Here is a 17,954-nt window from a genome sequence, read left to right as displayed (position 1 = left end):
TTGTTTGTCATGCGATTAAGGGAATGGATACCCTCTACTTTTCATTTTCAATCTTACCTCTGCACTCTCGCACCGGCTCCTCCCATAAGAGCCTCAACTTCTTTCTTTGAAGCCATCGTCGTATCTCCCGGAGTAGTCATTGCCAAAGCTCCGTGAGCAGCACCGTAGTTCACTGCTATTTCTGCGTCTCCTGTGGTCATAAGCCCGTAAATGAGGCCGGAAGCAAACGAATCTCCACCGCCTACTCTGTCCATAATCTCAAGTCCGTCATACTGTTTAGCCTTGTATATTTCTCCGCAGTTTCCGAAGCATAAAGCCGACCAGTCGTTTACCGTCGCAGTTCTTACGGTGCGAAGCGTTGTTGCTACCGCCTTGAAATTAGGATAAACCTTAACCGCCTCTTCTATCATCTTCTTGTAGCCCTCTATATTAAGCTCCTTTAAATTCTCGTCGTTTCCTTCTATTTCAAAGCCGAGACACGCCGTAAAGTCCTCCTCGTTTCCTATCATTACGTCCACATATTTGGCGATTTCCTTATTTACCTCCTGAGCCTTCTTAAGCCCTCCGATAGCACTCCACATGGACGGTCTGTAATTAAGGTCATAAGATACTACGGTTCCATACTTTTTCGCCGTCTTAATAGCCTCAATAACGGTTTCGCAGGACTGCTCTGATAGAGCCGCGTATATGCCTCCCGTATGTAACCATCTTACTCCCAAAATTCCGAATATACGCTCAAAATCAAAATCCGCAGGCGTTGCTTTAGATATGGCGGTATTTGCCCTGTCCGAGCAGCCCACCGCTCCCCTTATACCGAAGCCTCTTTCTGTAAAGTTGATTCCATTTCTGCAAATCCTGCCTATTCCATCGGTTTTCATCCACTTGATAAGCGAGGTGTCCACTCCACCCTGGAGAATAAAGTCCTCCATAAGCATTCCCACTTCATTGTCGGCAAATGCCGTAATCACTCCTGTACGAAGTCCGAAACATCTGCGAAGTCCCCTTACCACATTGTACTCTCCGCCGCCTTCCCAGGCACGAAACTGCCTTGCAGTACGAATTCGTCCTTCTCCGGGATCAAGTCTTAACATTACCTCGCCGAGCGACACCGCATCATATTTACACTCATTCTCAGGCCTTATTATTAAATCCGTTTTCATCATCCCCTAATCTCCTTTACTATCTCTGCAGCTTCCGCAGTAAGCTTTCTTATTTTTTCAAAGTCTCCCGCCTTGATTAAATCACCTTTAACCATCCAGCTTCCGCCACAGGCTACTATTCTGTCGTATTTTAAATAATCTCTTACATTCCCTGCGTTAATTCCGCCGGTAGGCATAAATTTCACTCCGACATAAGGAGCCGCAATTGCTTTTATAAAATTAAGTCCTCCTGCAGGCTCTGCAGGGAAAAATTTTACCACATCAAGTCCAAAGGTAAGTGCCTTTTCCACATCCGACGGTGTACAGGTTCCGGGAGTTATAGGAATTCCTTTTTTTACGCAGTGTGCAACAACATCCGGATTAAGTCCCGGACTTACTATAAACTTGGCTCCAGCCGCTACTGCTCTGTCTGCCTGCTCGAGAGTAAGCACAGTTCCCGCTCCCACAAGCATATCCGGAAACTTCTCCGCCATTATTTTAATCGATTCCTCGGCAGCCGCCGTTCTGAAAGTCACCTCGGCACAAGGAAGTCCCCCCTCCATAAGAGCCTTTCCTAGAGGCTTAGCATCCTTTGAGTCCTCAAGTACAACTACCGGAATAATTCCTATTTTTCTGAATTTTTCAAAAATCGTGTTCATAAAATAGTTTTCTCCTTCCTATCCCACATACTTTTTTAAAGTCGCTCTCACAGCCCCTTCTCCTGCTATCAACTCATTAAAATATTCCACTGTCTTATTCGCAAGCCCCGCTTCATACAAATCTGTTCCGAAAATTTTCTCATTACTTAAAAGCTCACAAAGTGCACTGTCATTTACCGTGTCGCCAAGCTTAATATTCTCCACATAAGGCCTTATAATTTCAAGCAGCGGGTCTGGACTTAACTCAAAAGCCCTGCCTCCGTCATCAACAGCCATAAGATACCTGAGCCACCCTGCGAACACCAAAGGAATAAGCTTCAGGTTCTTAGGCTCGAGCCCCGCCTTCTCATAATTTTTAATAGTTTCGCCGAACCTTATTGCAAGTTTCTGAGAAGTATCGGTAGCTATTCTCTGTGGCGTATCAGGCATAAAAGGATTAGGCAGGCGAACTTTGAGCACCGTGTCTATAAAATCCGAAGGGTTTAAAACCCCCGGATTAACGACTACCGGAAGTCCCTCCTTATATCCTATTCCTTCAATAAGCTTTACAAGTTCCGTATCTTTCATCTCCTCGGAAATTTTTTCATAACCCAAAACGCAACCAAATATTGCAAGTGCTGTGTGAAGCGGATTAAGACAGGTACACACCTTCATCTTCTCAACCTTATCCACAGTTTCCCTGTCGGTAAAAATCACACCGCCTTTTTCAAGAGGTGGACAACCATTAGGGAAAGAATCCTCTATAACCAGGTAGCCTGTTTCCTCCGCATTTACAAACGAAGACACATAGGTATTCTTACTCGTCACAACCGGCTCTAGCTCCTCTACTCCGTCAGCCTTTAACATTGCCTCCACCGAAGCATCAGGTCTCGGAGTAATTTTGTCAATCATTGTACATGGAAAAGATACCTTGCTCCTGTCATTTATATAGTCATAAAAGCCTTTCTCCAACGAACCGTTTTCAGTCCAGCCTTTGGCAAAACACTCTATAGCCATATGAAGCTTGTCACCGTTATGAGAGCAGTTATCCGTAGACACCATAGCAATAGGCTTTTCTCCCGCCTTGTATCTCTCATATAAAAGCGCTGCAACCTTTCCTATATAGCTCTGTGGCTTATCCACTCCCGCTTCAATATCCGCTTTTACTGAAGGAAGAATATCACCCTTAGCGTCCGTGACCGAATAACCTTTTTCCGTAATCGTAAAAGTCGCAAGCTGTAAAGAAGCTTTTCTAAAAATCTCTTTAAGCCTGTTAAATTCCACCTCATTGCCTGAATCTAAAATAAGCGACTCTCCTACGGAGCCTATAACTTTCTTATCAACACTTCCGTCTGCTTTTAGGACTACAGTAATCGAATAATCATCATTAGGGCGGTACTTTTTTTCAATAATCTCGTAATCATAGCCCTCAACTACTGTAATTCCTCTGTCTGCCATGCCCTCATTCAAAAGTTTCTCGGCTATATCCGCGTGAAATGCCCTGAATATATTTCCAGCTCCGAAATGAACCCAGCACGGATTTTCCTTTGTTTTTTTAATCATATCGAATCGGTCATACTTAGGAAGCTCGTACCCTTTTTTTTCCCATTCCGACCTATTTTTTAAGCCATTTTCATTTAACTTCACTGTATTCCCCTTTCGTGACTCTTCTCTATAGCTTCCCAAAGCCCGTTCAAATAAGCCGCTCCGAGAGCCCTGTCATATAAGCCGTAGCCCGGCATGGCCACCTCGTCCCATATCATTCTTCCGTGATCCGGTCTTATAGGGCCGTTAAAGCCTGTTTCATATAAAGCCTTCATAATCTCGTACATATCGAAATTTCCATCCGAGGATAAATGAGCTGCTTCCTCAAAATCGGTTGGACTGTTAAACTTGAGATTTCTTACATGGGCAAAATGTATTCTTCCTTTGAGAGAACGTATCATATCCGGCAAATCGTTCTCAAGATTCGTACCGTATGAGCCGGAGCAGAAGGTAACACCGTTATGAGAATTATCAACCATCTTCATCATTCTCAAAATATTTGTTTTATTGATAATTATTCTCGGAAGTCCGAAAACACTCCATGCCGGATCGTCGGGATGAATAGCCATGTTAATATCATACTTGTCACAAACAGGCATAATCCTCTCAAGAAAATATTTAAGGTTGAGAAAAAGTTTTTCATCGTCAATATCCTTGTACATCTGAAAAAGTTCCTTCACCCGCTCAAGTCTGTCCGGTTCCCAGCCCGGCATTACGGTACCGTTCATATCCCCCGCGATAGACTCAAACATTTTCTCCGGGTTAAGCTTATCCACAGCCTCCTGCGTATAGGCAAGCACGGTCGAGCCGTCCTCTCTCATTCTCGCGAGCTCTGTTCTTGTCCAGTCAAATACGGGCATGAAATTATAGCATACAAGATGAATGTCCTCTTCACCCAGATTCTCAAGGCATTTTATATAATTGTCTATATACATATCCCTGTCAGCCGAACCCGTCTTAATCGCCTCATGCACGTTCACGCTCTCTATTCCAGCCACATGAAGACCCGAAGCCTCGACCTCATCCTTCATTGCCTTTATAGCTTCCCTTGTCCAGACCTCACCCGGCTTTGTATCATAAAGAGTTGTAATAACGCCCTTTACTCCAGGAATCTGCCTTATCTGCTTTAAAGTAACCGTGTCGAACTTTGAACCGTACCATCTTAACGTCATTTCCATAGCAAAGCCTCCTTGAAATTCTCCATAGTCACGGACAATATCAAAGCAGTCGATGAACCGTGACATACGGAGTGAATAATTTGTATATAATATGCTTAAACCTGTTTAATTAAAGTATAAATCCGGTAATACTTATATTCCATTGGCTTAGTTGCTATGTATATTGCAAAAATTGCTGTTTATTGCTAAAATATATATAAATCTCAACGAAATCCACCAGAGCTTACAATAAAACATCCAGAGAAAAGGAAATTAAAATGAATAAGAAACTGCGTACTGAATTCAGCCCTCGCCAGTACATGTTGGCTGAAGACTTTGAACTTTTTTATTATTCGGATACAGATATTAAAAATGTTAGAAATCATTCTCATGATTATTATGAATTTTATTTTTTTATCAAAGGAAATGTTTCCATAAATATAGACGGTACGGAGCATCCGCTTTCCTCCGGAGATATCATCCTTATTCCTCCGGGAACAAGGCATCACCCAATCATAAAAAATTGGGAGACGCCTTATCAACGTTTTGTATTCTGGATAAGTAAAAGATTTTATAAAGACCTTTTGAAAATATCATCAGATTTCGGTTATCTTTTCAGATTGCCGTACAATACCCAAAAATATATATATCATTTTGACATTATTTCCTTTAATGCTATTCAGAGCAAAATCATCGCTCTCCTTGAGGAACTCCATACCAGGCGGTTTGGTCAAAGAACCATGATATCTGTCTGTGTAAACAACCTTATTATGACTCTGTCAAGAATGATATACGAGTCAGAAAACCCGGTTCCTGAGAAAGAGGAAAGTTCTCTGTATCAAAATATTTTAAGTTACATAGAAGCTCATATATACGAAGATGTTTCACTAAGAGCTATTGCAGAAAATTTCTATGTAAGTAAATATCATATTGCTCATATATTCAAAACACAGATGGGGCTTTCAGTCCATCAATACGTGACCAAAAAACGTTTAATTCTCTGTAAAGCCTCTATTGCAACCGGTTCTGACATCAGTTCCGCTTATTTAAATTGTGGTTTTGGCGATTACTCAAGCTTTTATCGGGCGTTCAAAAAAGAATATGGCATATCTCCAAAGGAATTTAAGGAATCGGCGGCGGTACCAGAACGTACATAAACCAAATTATCCGCCCCTTAGTCCATTCCTTCTTCCTTCATTATCTCCTCAGACATCACCCTAAGCATCTTCTCAAGTACCTTATTCTCCTCAGAGGTAAAGCGGTCTTCAAGCTTACCCATGACTTCTTTTAGGTACTGATAGCTAATATTGTAATAATCAATGTATTTTTTGGTTACTTCAAGGTAATAGATACGCTTGTCATCAGCTGACTGCACCTTGTTTAAATAACCTTTTTTCACAAGATTATTTATCTTATCCGCCGCATTGGCGGAAGAAAGACTTGTAAAACTTGCAAATTCGCTAACTGTAGGCTTTCCCAGAGCATGGATTATCTCCATGCAAAATGTTTCCACTGTGGTTAAAGACGCTTCCCTGTCTCTCCATTTCTTAAACACTTCTTTATAAAAATGCATTTTAAATTTTGTGTATACCTTATTAAAGGAGTCATATAACATAAATAGCCACCTCCAAGCTTTAATAATCAGTATATCAACTCTATCTCTCTATTGCAAATGTAAGTTCCGCCTCAGCTGCAACCACTCCGTCTACAAGGGCCTTAGCTGAACCGATACCTACACTTCCTCTTCTTTTTATTATCTCACAGTGAAGCTCTAGCACATCTCCGGGAACCACCTGTTTTCTAAATCTTGCAGACTTTACACCACCGAAAAACACAAGCTTACCCTTGTTTTCTTCTTCAGAAAGCAGGGCTACCGCCCCTGTTTGGGCAAGAGCCTCGAGGATTAGTACTCCCGGCATAATGGGATTGCCCGGAAAATGTCCCAAAAAGTGCATTTCATTGGCTGTGACATTTTTAATTCCAACTGCCTTTACTCCTGCTTCCAGTTCTGTTATTTTATCCACAAGTAAAAATGGGTATCTATGTGGAAGTATTTCCATTATTTCGCGTGAATTAAGCTCCATTTAAGCCTCCTCATATTTCTTAAAAACCACTGTGGCATTGTGACCGCCAAAGCCAAGAGAGTTTGAAAGTGCTACCTTTATATCCTTGTTTCTGCCTTCGTTTGGTACTATGTCAAGGTCACATTCCTCATCCTTTTCCCTGTAGTTTATGGTTGCAGGAACGAAGCCCTCCTTAAGTCCCAGTACTGTGATTATGCCCTCAACTGCCCCCGCAGCTCCTAACATATGTCCTGTCATCGCCTTGGTTGAGCTTACCATGAGCTTATTTGCATCCTCACCAAAGGCAAGTCTTATAGCCTTAGTCTCACATTTATCATTTAATGGGGTTGAGGTTCCGTGTGCATTTATATAGTCTACATCCGCAGTTTTAAGACCTGCATCATCAAGGGCTGCCTTAAAGCAGGCTGCAGCCACGCTTCCATCCTCTATAGGAGCTGTAATATGGCTGGCATCACAGGTTGAGCCATAGCCTACTACCTCAGCATATATCTTGGCGCCTCTCTTTAGTGCATGTGAAAGCTCCTCTAAGATAAGCACTCCACCGCCTTCTCCCATAACAAAGCCGTTTCTTTCTTTATCAAAAGGAATAGACGCCCTGTCCTTCTCAGTAGACTTGCTAAGGGCATTCATAGAGGCAAAGCCTCCGATTCCAAGTTCAGTTATGGAAGCCTCACTTCCTCCGCAAAGCATATACTCAGCATAACCGTCCCTTATCTGTCTGAAAGCATCTCCTATAGCATTGGTTGAGCTTGCACAGGCTGTCACAGGGGAGGTACACATTCCATGAAGGCCAAAGGCTATTGCTATCTGTCCTGCTGACATATTCGCTATTATCATAGGGATGAAAAACGGAGAAATCTTCTCATAGTTTCCCTTTTCATGCCCTTTCACCGTTTCTTTTTCTATGGTATCTATTCCACCGATACCGCTTGAAAATACTACTCCAAACCTGTTCCTGTCCACCTTGTCAAGGTCGATACCGCTGTCAGCCATAGCTTCTTTTGCTGCTACAAGGGCAAACTGAGTTACCCTGTCCATCCTTCTTACCTCTTTTTTATCTATAAAGTCCTCAGGATTAAAGCCCTTTACCTCTCCTGCAAGGCTTATCTTCTTATCTGTTATATCATAGTGCGTAATCTTATCGATACCGCATTTCCCAGCCTTTACAGACTCCCACAGGCTGTTTATGTCATTTCCGATAGGAGTAATGGCTCCAAGACCTGTAATTACTACCCTTCTCATATACTCATACCTCCGTCTGCACAGATTACCTGACCTGTGATATAATTGCTGTCTTCTCCTGCAAGAAAGGATACAACTGAAGCTATTTCCTCAGGTTTACCCATTTCCTTAAAAGGAATTCCTTCTATGACAGCCTCTCTTGCCTTCTCAGACATAGCCTTTGTCATATCTGTCTCTATCATACCGGGTGCTACTGCGTTGACATTTATTCTCCTGCCTGCAAGCTCCCTCGCTAGAGACTTTGTCATACCGATTACCCCTGCCTTTGTCGCAGAGTAATTCACCTGACCTGCATTGCCTATAACTCCTACCACACTGCTGATATTTACTATTTTACCTGACTTTTGCTTAAGCATAATTTTAGCCGCTTCACGCATCATGTAAAAGCTACCCTTTAGGTTTACATCAAGGACTGCATCCAGGTCTTCATCCTTCATCTTTATGAGTAAACCATCCTTGGTTATTCCTGCATTGTTGATAAGTACATCCACACTTCCAAACTCAGAGCTTACTTCCTCCATCCACTCTTTGCTAGCTGTACTGTCCGCCACATCCACCTTGTAGGCTTTTGCCTTAACTCCTTCGCTTTCACAGAGCTTCATAGTTTCCTCTGCCAGTTCAGGATGACCGTTATAGCTAAATGCTATGTTAAATCCATCCTTTGCAAGCCTTAGGCAGATAGCTCTTCCTATGCCCTTACTGCCTCCTGTTATAACCGCTGTTTTATTCATAAAATCTCCTATAATTGTTAGCAATATTTTAACCGGATTATACACAAAACTTCCTCTTAATATCATAATCAAGCAATAAGTCCCGCAATTACGATAGTAAGCAAAAATTTGTTAATCTAAAAAGTTACATCTATACTACTTCCCATCTTTATACTTTATTGGATAACAAGTCTGTTACCTATAACTTTTTCCAAATCTTCTTTATTCTGAATGGTAATAATATCTGCCTTAGCCCCTATTGCAGCTGCTGTCTTTTTTACAAAGCCTGAAAGCACATTGCCGGGTCCTATTTCTATGAATCTGTCAAAGCCTTCATTTAGCATAGCCTTAGCACAGTCTTCAAAATGGATTGCACTCTGAGCCTGCTTTGCCATTATATCCTTAAGGTTATCACCCTTCTCATAGAGTTTCCCTGTGAGATTGAGCGCCAAACTAATCTTAGGCTCGTTAAATGTCATTTTGCTAAAATACTCGCTAAGCTTCTCTCCTGCCTCTTTTAGAAGCTTTGTATGAAAAGGTGCTGTTACATTAAGCCTTATACATCTCTTTGCTCCTGCCTCTTTAAGCCCTTCCTCAGCCCTAATCACTGCCTCTTCCTCTCCGCAGATTACATACTGTCCGGGACAGTTATAATTGGTAACCTCTACAAAGCCTTCTACAGCCGCGCATACCTCTTCTATCTTCTTAGCTTCAAGTCCAAGTACTGCACTCATAACAGTATTTTTGCCCTTTGCAGCCTCTTCCATAGCCTTGCCTCTAAAGGCTGTAAGAGGGATGTATTCGTTAAGGTCAATTACTCCTGCCGCATAAAGTGCACCGTACTCCCCAAGGCTTAACCCAAGTGCACCGTCAGGAGCTATTCCATTTTCCTTAAGTATCTCTGTAACCCCTGCAGCAAAGGCTGACATAGAGGGCTGGGTATATCTTGTTTTTGAAAGCTCACTCTCTTCTCCGTGAAACATAAGCTTTTTTAGGTCAAAATCAAGCTCTATACCATCAATCACCTTCTTAAATGTAGGATAAGCTTCATAGATATCAGCTCCCATTCCTACCTTTTGGCTTCCCTGTCCCGCATATAAAAAACAAACCTTGCCCATATTTCATCCTTTCAAAACTTCTTCAAAAAGCTATCACTAATCTCACCAGCAAAATTAACTTAGCAAGCTTTACATTTTAACTAATTCTAATATCATAGTCTGTTATTTATAATATCAAACTCTGCTTTGAATGTTTACCTAAGTTATAATTATTTAACGCCAATAATCATTCTACGCTTGTAGACTCTTAATTACTTCCCTATATTCTTCATCCATTGACTTAAATATTTCGCTGATGCTTCTTATTTCCGTAAGGCCTCCTGCAACCTGTCCTGCCATAAGGGAGCCATTGGTTACATCTCCGTCAAATACGGCCTTTCTAAGTGCTCCGAGGGTAAAATGCTCAAGCTCCATCTTATCCTTACCCTCTTTCTCAAGCCTTACATACTCTTTTGACATTTCATTTTTAAGGATTCTTACCGGTGTGCCGGCTATTCTTCCTGTAACTACACTGTCATTGTCCCTGGCATTTATTATCGCATTCTTGTAGTTCTCATGAATTGGGCACTCTTTAGATACGAGGAGACAGGTTCCAAGCTGTACTCCACTTGCTCCAAGTGCATAAGCCGCCGCAAGCTGTCGTCCACCCGCTATTCCACCTGCTGCAATTACAGGGATGTTTACTGTATCTACTACTCTAGGTACCAGAGCCATAGTTGTCATCTCTCCTACATGGCCTCCGCTTTCAGTTCCCTCTGCGACTATGGCATCGGCCCCCATATCTTCAAGCCTTTTAGCGAGCATTGGACTTGCTACCACAGGCATTACAAACATCCCCTTAGCCTTCCAGTCCTTAATGTATTTTTTAGGCATACCCGCTCCGGTAGTTACTATATTCACATCTTCTTCAAGGACTATAGCTGCAAGCTCGTCTATCTGAGGGTGCATAAGCATAAGATTTACACCAAATTTCTCTTTGGTAAGCTCCTTACACCTTCTTATATTCTCACGAAGCATAGAAGGGTTCATACCGCCTGAACCTATAAGTCCCAGTCCTCCAGCATTGGATACTGCCGCAGCAAACTCTCCTGTTGCGACATTTGCCATTCCACCCTGAATAAAAGGATATTTGATACCTAAAATTTCATTTATCTTCTTCATAGCTCTTCCTTTCCAAGCTCTGATTTATATTCCACTCTAATATATAGTTTTGCTTTGTTCATACCTTAAGCAAGTCTATATTTCAAATACTCCGGCACTCCAGGTAAGTCCCGCACCAAAGCCAACTAAGACAATCTTCATTCCGCTTTTTATATCTCCGCTTTCAATCAAGTCATCGAGAGCAAGTCCCACACTTGCCGCAGAGGTATTGGCATAGTCTGCTACATTTTGATAAAACTTATCTTCGTGTCCTTCGTAATTCTTCTTTACAAAATCAATTATTCTAGCATTAGCCTGATGACAGATAACATAGTCTATGTCGCCCATATCAAGCCCTGCTCTATCTAAAACCTCATCCACACTCTGCTTTATGGCTCTGACTGCAAACTTAAATACAGACTGCCCCTTCATTTTTAGGAAGCTGTCCTTAGAAGCTATGCCACCGCAGATTAAATCTTCGTCATTTCCGTCAGAATAGGAACGGATATAGCTAACACCTTCCCTGTCTTCAAGCTTAACGAGAGCCGCCGCCGCTCCGTCACCAAAGAGGACGCAGGTACTTCTGTCCGTAAAGTCAAGGAGCTTGGACATCTTCTCACTTCCGATAACTAAGGCGTATTTATTATCTATTTCACTTAGCAATGCCTTGGCATTTTGCAAACCATAGATGAAGCCGCTGCAGGCAGCACTTAAATCATAGGCCATTACATTTCCCTTTAGATTAAGAGCCTTTCCCACCATACAGGCAGTGCTTGGAAATGCATAGTCTGCACTTGTGGTAGCCACTATAAGCAGCCCAATTTTGTCTGTGCTAAACTCACTGTCCCTTTCAAGTCCCCTTTTTACAGCGGTCTTTGCAGCCTCTATAGCAAGGTCAGTACAGCTTTCATCTTCACAATAATATCTCTTCTCGATTCCTGTTCTTGTTCTAATCCATTCATCAGAGGTATCCACTATCTTAGATATATCCTCATTTGTAACCATTTTCTTAGGCAAAGCCTTGCCGGTTGATACAAACCTAAGTACTCCCAAGTTTTACCTCCGTTAAGCCTTTACGGCTCTCTTTTCCTTGTCTATTTCCCTAAACTTCTTGTACCTGTTCTTTAGGAGACTTTCTTCCTTTTGTTTTAGCAGGCTTGTAAGCTCCCCATATATCATCTCATCCATATTTATAATGAGTTTAGAACCCTCTGTAATAATACCGTCTATGATACCATAGTTAAGAAGCTCAGTAGCTGTAAGTTTCATCAGTTTTGCCGCTTCATCTGCCTTCTTGCTGTCCTTCCAGAGTATGGAGGCAAAGCCTTCAGGAGATAGTATGGAATAGACTGCATTTTCAAGCATAAATACTCTGTCTGCAACAGCGATTCCAAGCGCTCCTCCGCTACTGCCTTCTCCTGTTATAACGGCAATTATAGGAACTTTTAGACTGCTCATAAGGGCGAGATTTTCGGCTATTGCATTGGCCTGCCCGTTTGCCTCAGCCATAAGTCCTGGATAGGCTCCAGGCGTGTCTACTATGGTAATTACAGGTCTATTAAACTTCTCCGCCTGTTTCATAAGCCTGGCGGCCTTCCTGTAGCCTTCAGGAGAGGCCATTCCAAAGTTGCAATCTATGTTTTCTTCTGTAGAACTACCTTTTTTATGTCCTATAACCGTTACAGGAAGCCCATGGTAAAATGCTATTCCTCCAAGGATAGCACTGTCCTCTCCTGTAATCCCATCTCCTTTAAGCTCTACAAAGTCATCAAACAAAGCATCAATATAGTCAGTTATCTTGAGCCTGTCCTTATCTCTGGCCAACATCACCTTTTCATAAGGAGTTTTTATCTTATCTTTCATTTAGTGTTTTCTCCATAAGAGATTATTTTGTATTATGATACAAGTATCAAAAGTATAAAAATTCGATGCAAGCTTGCTTTAATGAGAATTTATTTTCTTTTGACAACTACCTTTTATCATGAAGCATTAAAACCTTTGAAAGCCAATCCTTCATGTTCTTTCGCTCCACGACTGCATCCAGCCTGCCGTGTTCAAGCAAAAATTCCGCTCTTTGGAAGCCCTCAGGCAGCTTTTCTCCAATAGTCTGCTCGATTACCCTGGGACCTGCAAAGCAGATAAGTGCCTTAGGCTCTGCAATAGTTATATCTCCAAGTGAAGCAAAACTCGCACTCACTCCTCCTGTGGTAGGATTGGTAAGTACAGAGATGAAGAGTCCTCCCTTTTCCTTAAACTTATTGATAGCCGCTGCAGTCTTAGCCATCTGCATAAGAGAAAATATACCCTCCTGCATCCTGGCTCCACCGCTTGCACTAAAGATAATGAGAGGGAGCTTCTTCCTGCCTGCATATTCAGCAAGCCTTGCAATCTCTTCTCCTACTACGGTTCCCATGCTTCCAAGCAAAAATCTCCCATCCAGTACACCCACAGCTGCTGTTATGCCATCAATCTTAATAATCTCCGTCACTATGGCATCACTTAACTTCGTCTTTTCCCTATTTTCAAGGAGCTTCTCCTCATAATCAGGAAAGTCTATAGGGTTTACTGATTTAAGTGGATGAAAATGCTTCTTTACCTGCTTTTCATCTGAAAGCATAGCCAGTCTTCGCTTAGGGCTAAGAGGGAAATAATAACCGCAATGAGGACAAACTCCCAGACTCTCCTTAAGCATATCCTTTAATACTTCCGCCTTACAAGATGGGCAAGCAACTGCCTCTTTCTTAGTTGTACTATTTTTCTCTCTTCTTGCCTTACTTAGAGCATTTAGATTATCTTTTTTAATAGAAAATATCTGTGCTATTTTCATATTTGCTTTCCCTGCCTGTCATAGCCTTATTAGGCTGTTTTATTTTTCAATTATGTCTTTGTTCTTTTCGTAAAAGCCCGTGTTATACTGTCCCGTAATAAAATCAGGCTGATAGGTTATCATATACATAAGCTCGCTGTTAGTCTTCACTCCATCAATGATTAACTCCTCTAAGGCTCTCCTCAACCTCCTTATAGCCTCTAGCCTTGTACTGCCATGTACAATGATTTTGGCAAGCATTGAGTCATAATAAGGGCTTACCTCGTAGCCTTCAAAGAGGTGGCTCTCAACCCTTACTCCGAAGCCCGCCGGAAAATGAAGACAGGTTATCTTGCCTGTTGACAGAGCATTTATTCTACACTCTATTGCACTGCCATTTAAGCTTATCTCAGACTGCTTAACAGAGAGCTTCTTTCCTGCCGCTATGTTAATCTGCTCCTTGATGATATCAATGCCTGTAACCATCTCAGTGACAGGGTGTTCTACCTGTACCCTGGTGTTCATTTCTATAAAGTAAAAGTTCTTCTTATCATCTACAATGAACTCAACTGTACCCACACTGTAGTAACCTGCCGCCTTGGCAGCCTTTACCGCTACCTCTCCCATCTTGTGCCTTAGCTTATCGTTTAAGCACCAGGCAGGAGATTCTTCAAGCATCTTCTGGTTATTTTTCTGTATGGAACATTCTCTTTCGCCCAGGTGAACAACATTACCCTTCTTATCTGCCATTATCTGAATCTCAACATGGTGAGGATTTAGCACCAGCTTTTCCAGATAAATGCTGTCATTACCAAAGGCAGCCTTGGCTTCCGCCTTGGCAGCAGAATAAGCACTAATTAACTCCTCTTTCGAGTAGGCTCTTCTCATACCTTTGCCGCCACCACCTGCGCTAGCCTTTATAAGCACAGGATATCCTATTTCTTCTGCCATTCTTACAGCCTCTTCTTCGCTGTAGATAAGCTCCTTAGAGCCCGGTACTACAGGTACTTTTTCAGCCATCATAAGCTTCCTTGCTGCCTGCTTGTCTCCCATTTTCTCAATGATTTCTGCCGAAGGACCTATGAAGGTAATAGCGTTGTTCTCACATTTCCTTGCAAATTCAGCATTCTCAGAAAGAAAGCCATAGCCCGGGTGAAGTGCATCACATTCTGTTTTTAATGCCACCTCAATGAGGATGTCTCCGTTTAAGTAGCTCTCCTTAGCACTTGCAGGGCCGATACATACAGCCTTGCCGGCAAGCATGACCGGCAAAGACTCTTTATCTGCTTCAGAGTAAACCACAACACTTTCAATGTTTAGCTCTCTAAGGCATCTTATTATACGTACTGCTATCTCGCCTCTATTGGCAATCAGCACTCTTTTAAACATCAGTTTCCTCCAACACAAACAGCACCTGGTTGTATTCTGCCATTTTACCGTCTTCTGCCCTGATTTCTACAATCTTACCAGAAAATGGTGAGACCAGTTCGTTCATTATCTTCATAGCTTCAATGATTCCTAGTATGTCACCCTTTTTCACCACATCACCAGCTGCCACATAAGGCTTAGCCTCAGGGGATGCAGAACGGTAAAATGTACCCACAAAAGGAGCTTTAATCTCTTTATGGTTAGGATTAGAGTATTCACTTCTAAGAGTTTCACCTGCTCCAGAAGGCTCTGTAGTTCTTGATACTTCCCTCACTACAGGTCTTTCTATCACAGCTTCTTCACTGGCTTTCTTAAGTTCAAGGTTATCTCCGCCAAGGCTTAGCTTAAGTTCACTTAGAGATGACTTTTCAAATCTGTCCCATACCTCATAAATATCTTTAATATCCATAAATCATCCTTAGTTTGCATTGTCAATAAAGTTTACTATATCCTCTACAGTCTTGAATGAAGCAAGCTTGTCTTCATCAATTGTCAAACCAAACTCCTCTTCAAGAGCCATCCCAAGCTCAACTGCATCAAGTGAGTCAAGTCCAAGGTCGCTCTCAAGGTTTGAATCTAATTTAATCTTGTTTTCATCGATGTTTACAGCATTTACAATTACTTCTTTAACTTTTTCAAAATTCATTTTCTTTACCTCGCTTAATTTAGTTAAATTTATTTAGATAAATTTATCGAATATTTTTATAACATTCTTTGTAATGAATGTCAAGGAAAAAAAATTTGAACAAAATATGAACAAAAAAAGTAGTGGATCATTTTTTCTTTTGCTTTTCTAACTAAATACTTGAATGAAATTCAAACAAAATAAGAGAATCATAACAAATTAAGTATAATATGACGAAAATGGCACATAAAAATACCCAGAGGTTTTCTCTGGGCATTTTTATATGCTATTATTGGAACAATTCCGAGTGTGATCCAATCCTATAAATCATCAAGACCAGTACATCTCCATAAATCTCATAAACCAACAACCAATCCGGCTCAATGTGACATTCACGAGCACCTTTAAAGTTTCCTGTCAAAGCATGATCTCTGTATTTTATATCTAGCGTACCTCCGTCCGCCAGAATGTTAATTATCTCAAACAGCTTATCTAGATTCTTATGTTGTTTTTTCGCAAGTTTTAAATCTTTTTAAAACTGGTTGGTAAACTGTACCTCATATTTCATACTTCAAGCGCCGCCTTAAGTTCTTCCATGCTGGAATATCTAGGTGCCGCCGGATCAGCCATAAGTTTTCTTCCCTCTTCGATTGCAGCCGCTGTAGAATCATTGGGTACATCCAGCTTAAGTTCAAAAGGAATTCCATGTTCGCGAATAGCTGTTCTTAAGAACATATTGACAGCAGTAGTCATGTTTATCCCGAGTTCATTAAAAATACTTTCTGCCTGATCTTTGATTGCTTTTTCCGTTCTGATATTCAAATTTGTAGTTGCCATACTAAACACCTCCATTAATGTATATTATAGTATGGTTTCGGTTGTTGTCAATACATTGTCATTATATTGTCCTTTTTTACTTCTTCAGCATCAAACCCCATCTCCTATAAGTTCTTCATTTCTGAATATAACCTTAATTACTATCGTTGCCTTGTTACTTTGTCGATTGGCTCACTCGTAAACCCCAATCCCCAGCTCCTTTAGCGCCTCAGCCTGTTTTCTTTTATGCTCTTCAGAACCATATAAAATCGAACTGTATATTTCAATCTCAGGCCAGTTATCATAAGATCTGTCTAAGAAACTGGGAACATTTTCATACATAGGTAAGATGTTTGAGATAAGACCTTTCTTTAAGCAGTCAATATACTCTTCCTTACTTAGGATTTCCGTATTTCCATTTTCATCAAATGAATTACACCTATTAAGTGACCCTTCAATATCCCAAGGCGTAAATGCCACTAAATGCGGCGGTCTGCTCCACCTCCTAGTATCTTCCTTATCAGGTGATGGTATAACTTTTTCCCAAAAGCCCCTCTTTATGGCAAAAGAACCTGTTGAAATGTAAAGCCTGTACCCTGTATGCTCAAAGGTTTCCTCACATATCTCTCCGTCAATAGGCTCAAACACTCCGTAAACATCACCGGTCAACAGCCTTACATAATAAGTTCTATCTTTTCCGTCTATTTTGTAGATTGCACCGACTTCATATCTTGCCATTCTCTTCCCCTTTTATAATCAGACAGCAAAAACATAGACACCATTTTATACAGTATTGCTGCCACACATTCCTAGCAATCTTCTTTAATTATTATTATTCAACATAATCTGCCTTTTTATATCTTGGTGAAACAAAGCCCAGTATGCCAATCTGAGGTATATTCCATTCATTAGGCAGATATATACTACAGCTGACCTCATCACCTTTAGGATTTTTAGCTTTAAACTCATATCTTAAAAGCTCTTCATTTCCTCTTATTCTCTCGATATCAGCTATGTGGCTTTCCTTAAAAACCAGATTGAACTCATTCCATATAGCTTCAACATCTTCCACTGATAATTGAACTTTTAAGTGGTATTTCACTCCCACCTTGCACCTTGGTTTTCTTCCGGTTTCATCTGCTTTACAGGTCTTTACACTTCCCTTTTCAAATGACCATTCTGCACCTTCTAAAGAACTCACTTTAGTACTCAGTGCATCCTTAAACTCACTCATTTTGGCTAAAATATACTTACTCGCCTCTTCAAATATCTCAAAATTCTCCATCAGCCCTTTTTAAACGAACCTCCACCTCTATATGTATTTACAACACTGGTAAATTTCTGCCCACATTTAGGACATTCAATGACATGGAAGATAATGTCATCTACCCAGTACCCATCACGCTTATAGCCATCTACAGGACAGGTACCCTCTACTAGCAGAAATCCGTCTTTTTCTATCAGCTTTCCAATGTAAGCCATAGTTTTTTCATAGTCTTTTGGAGACTTAAAGTTTGGAACTAAAGTTATCTTCTCACAAAATTCGCACATCTTACGCCTCCAATG

The 17,954-nt window shown here is 41.2% G+C and carries 21 protein-coding genes and 1 pseudogene; 1 reads left to right on the top strand and 21 read right to left on the bottom strand.

Annotation, left to right across the window (positions count from 1 at the left end):
* Positions 1–53: 53 nt before the first annotated feature.
* From ACO6HM_RS09005 to uxuA, 4 genes are read right to left on the bottom strand one after another with little or no spacing between them, the layout of a single operon-like run.
* On the bottom strand, positions 54–1,160 hold the full coding sequence (locus tag ACO6HM_RS09005) for a sugar kinase (RefSeq protein ID WP_485390722.1): 1,107 nt from the start codon (positions 1,158–1,160) through the stop codon (positions 54–56).
* Positions 1,160–1,798, bottom strand: coding sequence for a bifunctional 4-hydroxy-2-oxoglutarate aldolase/2-dehydro-3-deoxy-phosphogluconate aldolase (locus ACO6HM_RS09000; RefSeq protein WP_485390720.1), 639 nt, complete (start codon positions 1,796–1,798; stop codon positions 1,160–1,162). The genes ACO6HM_RS09005 and ACO6HM_RS09000 overlap by 1 nt, the downstream gene beginning before the upstream one ends.
* Before the next feature lie 18 nt (positions 1,799–1,816).
* Complete coding sequence (locus ACO6HM_RS08995; RefSeq protein ID WP_485390719.1) at positions 1,817–3,424, bottom strand: mannitol dehydrogenase family protein; 1,608 nt, start codon at positions 3,422–3,424, stop codon at positions 1,817–1,819.
* Positions 3,421–4,500 carry a mannonate dehydratase gene (gene uxuA / locus ACO6HM_RS08990; RefSeq protein WP_485390721.1) on the bottom strand — a complete coding sequence of 360 codons (1,080 nt, stop codon included), beginning with the start codon at positions 4,498–4,500 and terminating at the stop codon, positions 3,421–3,423. Before uxuA ends, ACO6HM_RS08995 begins: the two co-directional genes overlap by 4 nt.
* Before the next feature lie 257 nt (positions 4,501–4,757).
* Here uxuA and ACO6HM_RS08985 point away from each other — a divergent pair, with 257 nt between their 5' ends.
* Positions 4,758–5,636, top strand: a complete 879-nt coding sequence (locus ACO6HM_RS08985) for a helix-turn-helix domain-containing protein (protein WP_485390718.1) — start codon at positions 4,758–4,760, stop codon at positions 5,634–5,636.
* A 17-nt stretch (positions 5,637–5,653) separates the two neighbouring features.
* On the opposite strand, the gene ACO6HM_RS08980 is transcribed toward ACO6HM_RS08985, so the two are convergent.
* The 17 genes and pseudogenes from ACO6HM_RS08980 to ACO6HM_RS08900 all read right to left on the bottom strand — a co-directional run bounded on the left by ACO6HM_RS08980 (position 5,654) and on the right by ACO6HM_RS08900 (position 17,939).
* A complete protein-coding gene (locus ACO6HM_RS08980) occupies positions 5,654–6,094 on the bottom strand; it encodes a MarR family transcriptional regulator (RefSeq protein ID WP_485390717.1) in 441 nt (146 codons plus the stop codon).
* Between the two features lie 40 nt (positions 6,095–6,134).
* Positions 6,135–6,563, bottom strand: coding sequence for a 3-hydroxyacyl-ACP dehydratase FabZ (fabZ, locus tag ACO6HM_RS08975; protein ID WP_485390716.1), 429 nt, complete (start codon positions 6,561–6,563; stop codon positions 6,135–6,137).
* Positions 6,564–7,805, bottom strand: a complete 1,242-nt coding sequence (gene fabF, locus ACO6HM_RS08970) for a beta-ketoacyl-ACP synthase II (RefSeq protein ID WP_485390715.1) — start codon at positions 7,803–7,805, stop codon at positions 6,564–6,566.
* Complete coding sequence (gene fabG, locus ACO6HM_RS08965; protein WP_485390714.1) at positions 7,802–8,536, bottom strand: 3-oxoacyl-[acyl-carrier-protein] reductase; 735 nt, start codon at positions 8,534–8,536, stop codon at positions 7,802–7,804. The genes fabF and fabG overlap by 4 nt, the downstream gene beginning before the upstream one ends.
* A 155-nt stretch (positions 8,537–8,691) precedes the next feature.
* On the bottom strand, positions 8,692–9,633 hold the full coding sequence (fabD, locus tag ACO6HM_RS08960) for an ACP S-malonyltransferase (protein WP_485390713.1): 942 nt from the start codon (positions 9,631–9,633) through the stop codon (positions 8,692–8,694).
* 171 nt (positions 9,634–9,804) lie between these two features.
* Complete coding sequence (locus tag ACO6HM_RS08955; RefSeq protein WP_485390712.1) at positions 9,805–10,734, bottom strand: DUF561 domain-containing protein; 930 nt, start codon at positions 10,732–10,734, stop codon at positions 9,805–9,807.
* 75 nt (positions 10,735–10,809) lie between these two features.
* On the bottom strand, positions 10,810–11,766 hold the full coding sequence (locus ACO6HM_RS08950; RefSeq protein ID WP_485390711.1) for a beta-ketoacyl-ACP synthase III: 957 nt from the start codon (positions 11,764–11,766) through the stop codon (positions 10,810–10,812).
* Between the two features lie 12 nt (positions 11,767–11,778).
* Positions 11,779–12,576, bottom strand: a complete 798-nt coding sequence (gene accA / locus ACO6HM_RS08945) for an acetyl-CoA carboxylase carboxyl transferase subunit alpha (RefSeq protein WP_485390710.1) — start codon at positions 12,574–12,576, stop codon at positions 11,779–11,781.
* A 106-nt stretch (positions 12,577–12,682) separates the two neighbouring features.
* Positions 12,683–13,540, bottom strand: coding sequence for an acetyl-CoA carboxylase, carboxyltransferase subunit beta (gene accD / locus ACO6HM_RS08940; RefSeq protein ID WP_485390709.1), 858 nt, complete (start codon positions 13,538–13,540; stop codon positions 12,683–12,685).
* 39 nt (positions 13,541–13,579) lie between these two features.
* The gene (locus ACO6HM_RS08935; protein ID WP_485390708.1) at positions 13,580–14,908 is read right to left on the bottom strand and encodes an acetyl-CoA carboxylase biotin carboxylase subunit; all 1,329 of its coding nucleotides are present in this window, start codon (positions 14,906–14,908) and stop codon (positions 13,580–13,582) included.
* Entirely contained in the window at positions 14,901–15,356 is a 456-nt protein-coding gene (accB, locus tag ACO6HM_RS08930) for an acetyl-CoA carboxylase biotin carboxyl carrier protein (RefSeq protein WP_485390707.1), read from the bottom strand. Before accB ends, ACO6HM_RS08935 begins: the two co-directional genes overlap by 8 nt.
* 9 nt (positions 15,357–15,365) lie before the next feature.
* On the bottom strand, positions 15,366–15,593 hold the full coding sequence (acpP, locus tag ACO6HM_RS08925; RefSeq protein ID WP_208429028.1) for an acyl carrier protein: 228 nt from the start codon (positions 15,591–15,593) through the stop codon (positions 15,366–15,368).
* A gap of 268 nt (positions 15,594–15,861) precedes the next feature.
* A pseudogene (locus ACO6HM_RS08920) lies at positions 15,862–16,140 on the bottom strand (type II toxin-antitoxin system YafQ family toxin).
* Positions 16,137–16,409 (bottom strand): type II toxin-antitoxin system RelB/DinJ family antitoxin, encoded by a 273-nt coding sequence (locus ACO6HM_RS08915; protein WP_485390706.1) that lies wholly within the window; start codon positions 16,407–16,409, stop codon positions 16,137–16,139. The pseudogene ACO6HM_RS08920 and the gene ACO6HM_RS08915 overlap by 4 nt, the downstream one beginning before the upstream one ends.
* 171 nt (positions 16,410–16,580) lie before the next feature.
* Positions 16,581–17,126: a hypothetical protein gene (locus ACO6HM_RS08910; RefSeq protein WP_485390705.1), complete on the bottom strand. Its 546-nt coding sequence runs from the start codon at positions 17,124–17,126 to the stop codon at positions 16,581–16,583.
* A 94-nt stretch (positions 17,127–17,220) separates the two neighbouring features.
* Positions 17,221–17,673, bottom strand: coding sequence for a hypothetical protein (locus ACO6HM_RS08905; RefSeq protein ID WP_485390704.1), 453 nt, complete (start codon positions 17,671–17,673; stop codon positions 17,221–17,223).
* Positions 17,673–17,939, bottom strand: coding sequence for a hypothetical protein (locus ACO6HM_RS08900; RefSeq protein WP_485390703.1), 267 nt, complete (start codon positions 17,937–17,939; stop codon positions 17,673–17,675). Before ACO6HM_RS08900 ends, ACO6HM_RS08905 begins: the two co-directional genes overlap by 1 nt.
* Positions 17,940–17,954: the final 15 nt, after the last annotated feature.

The organism is Catonella sp. (assembly GCF_057250765.1).
This window is presented reverse-complemented; position numbering and strand designations above follow the sequence as displayed.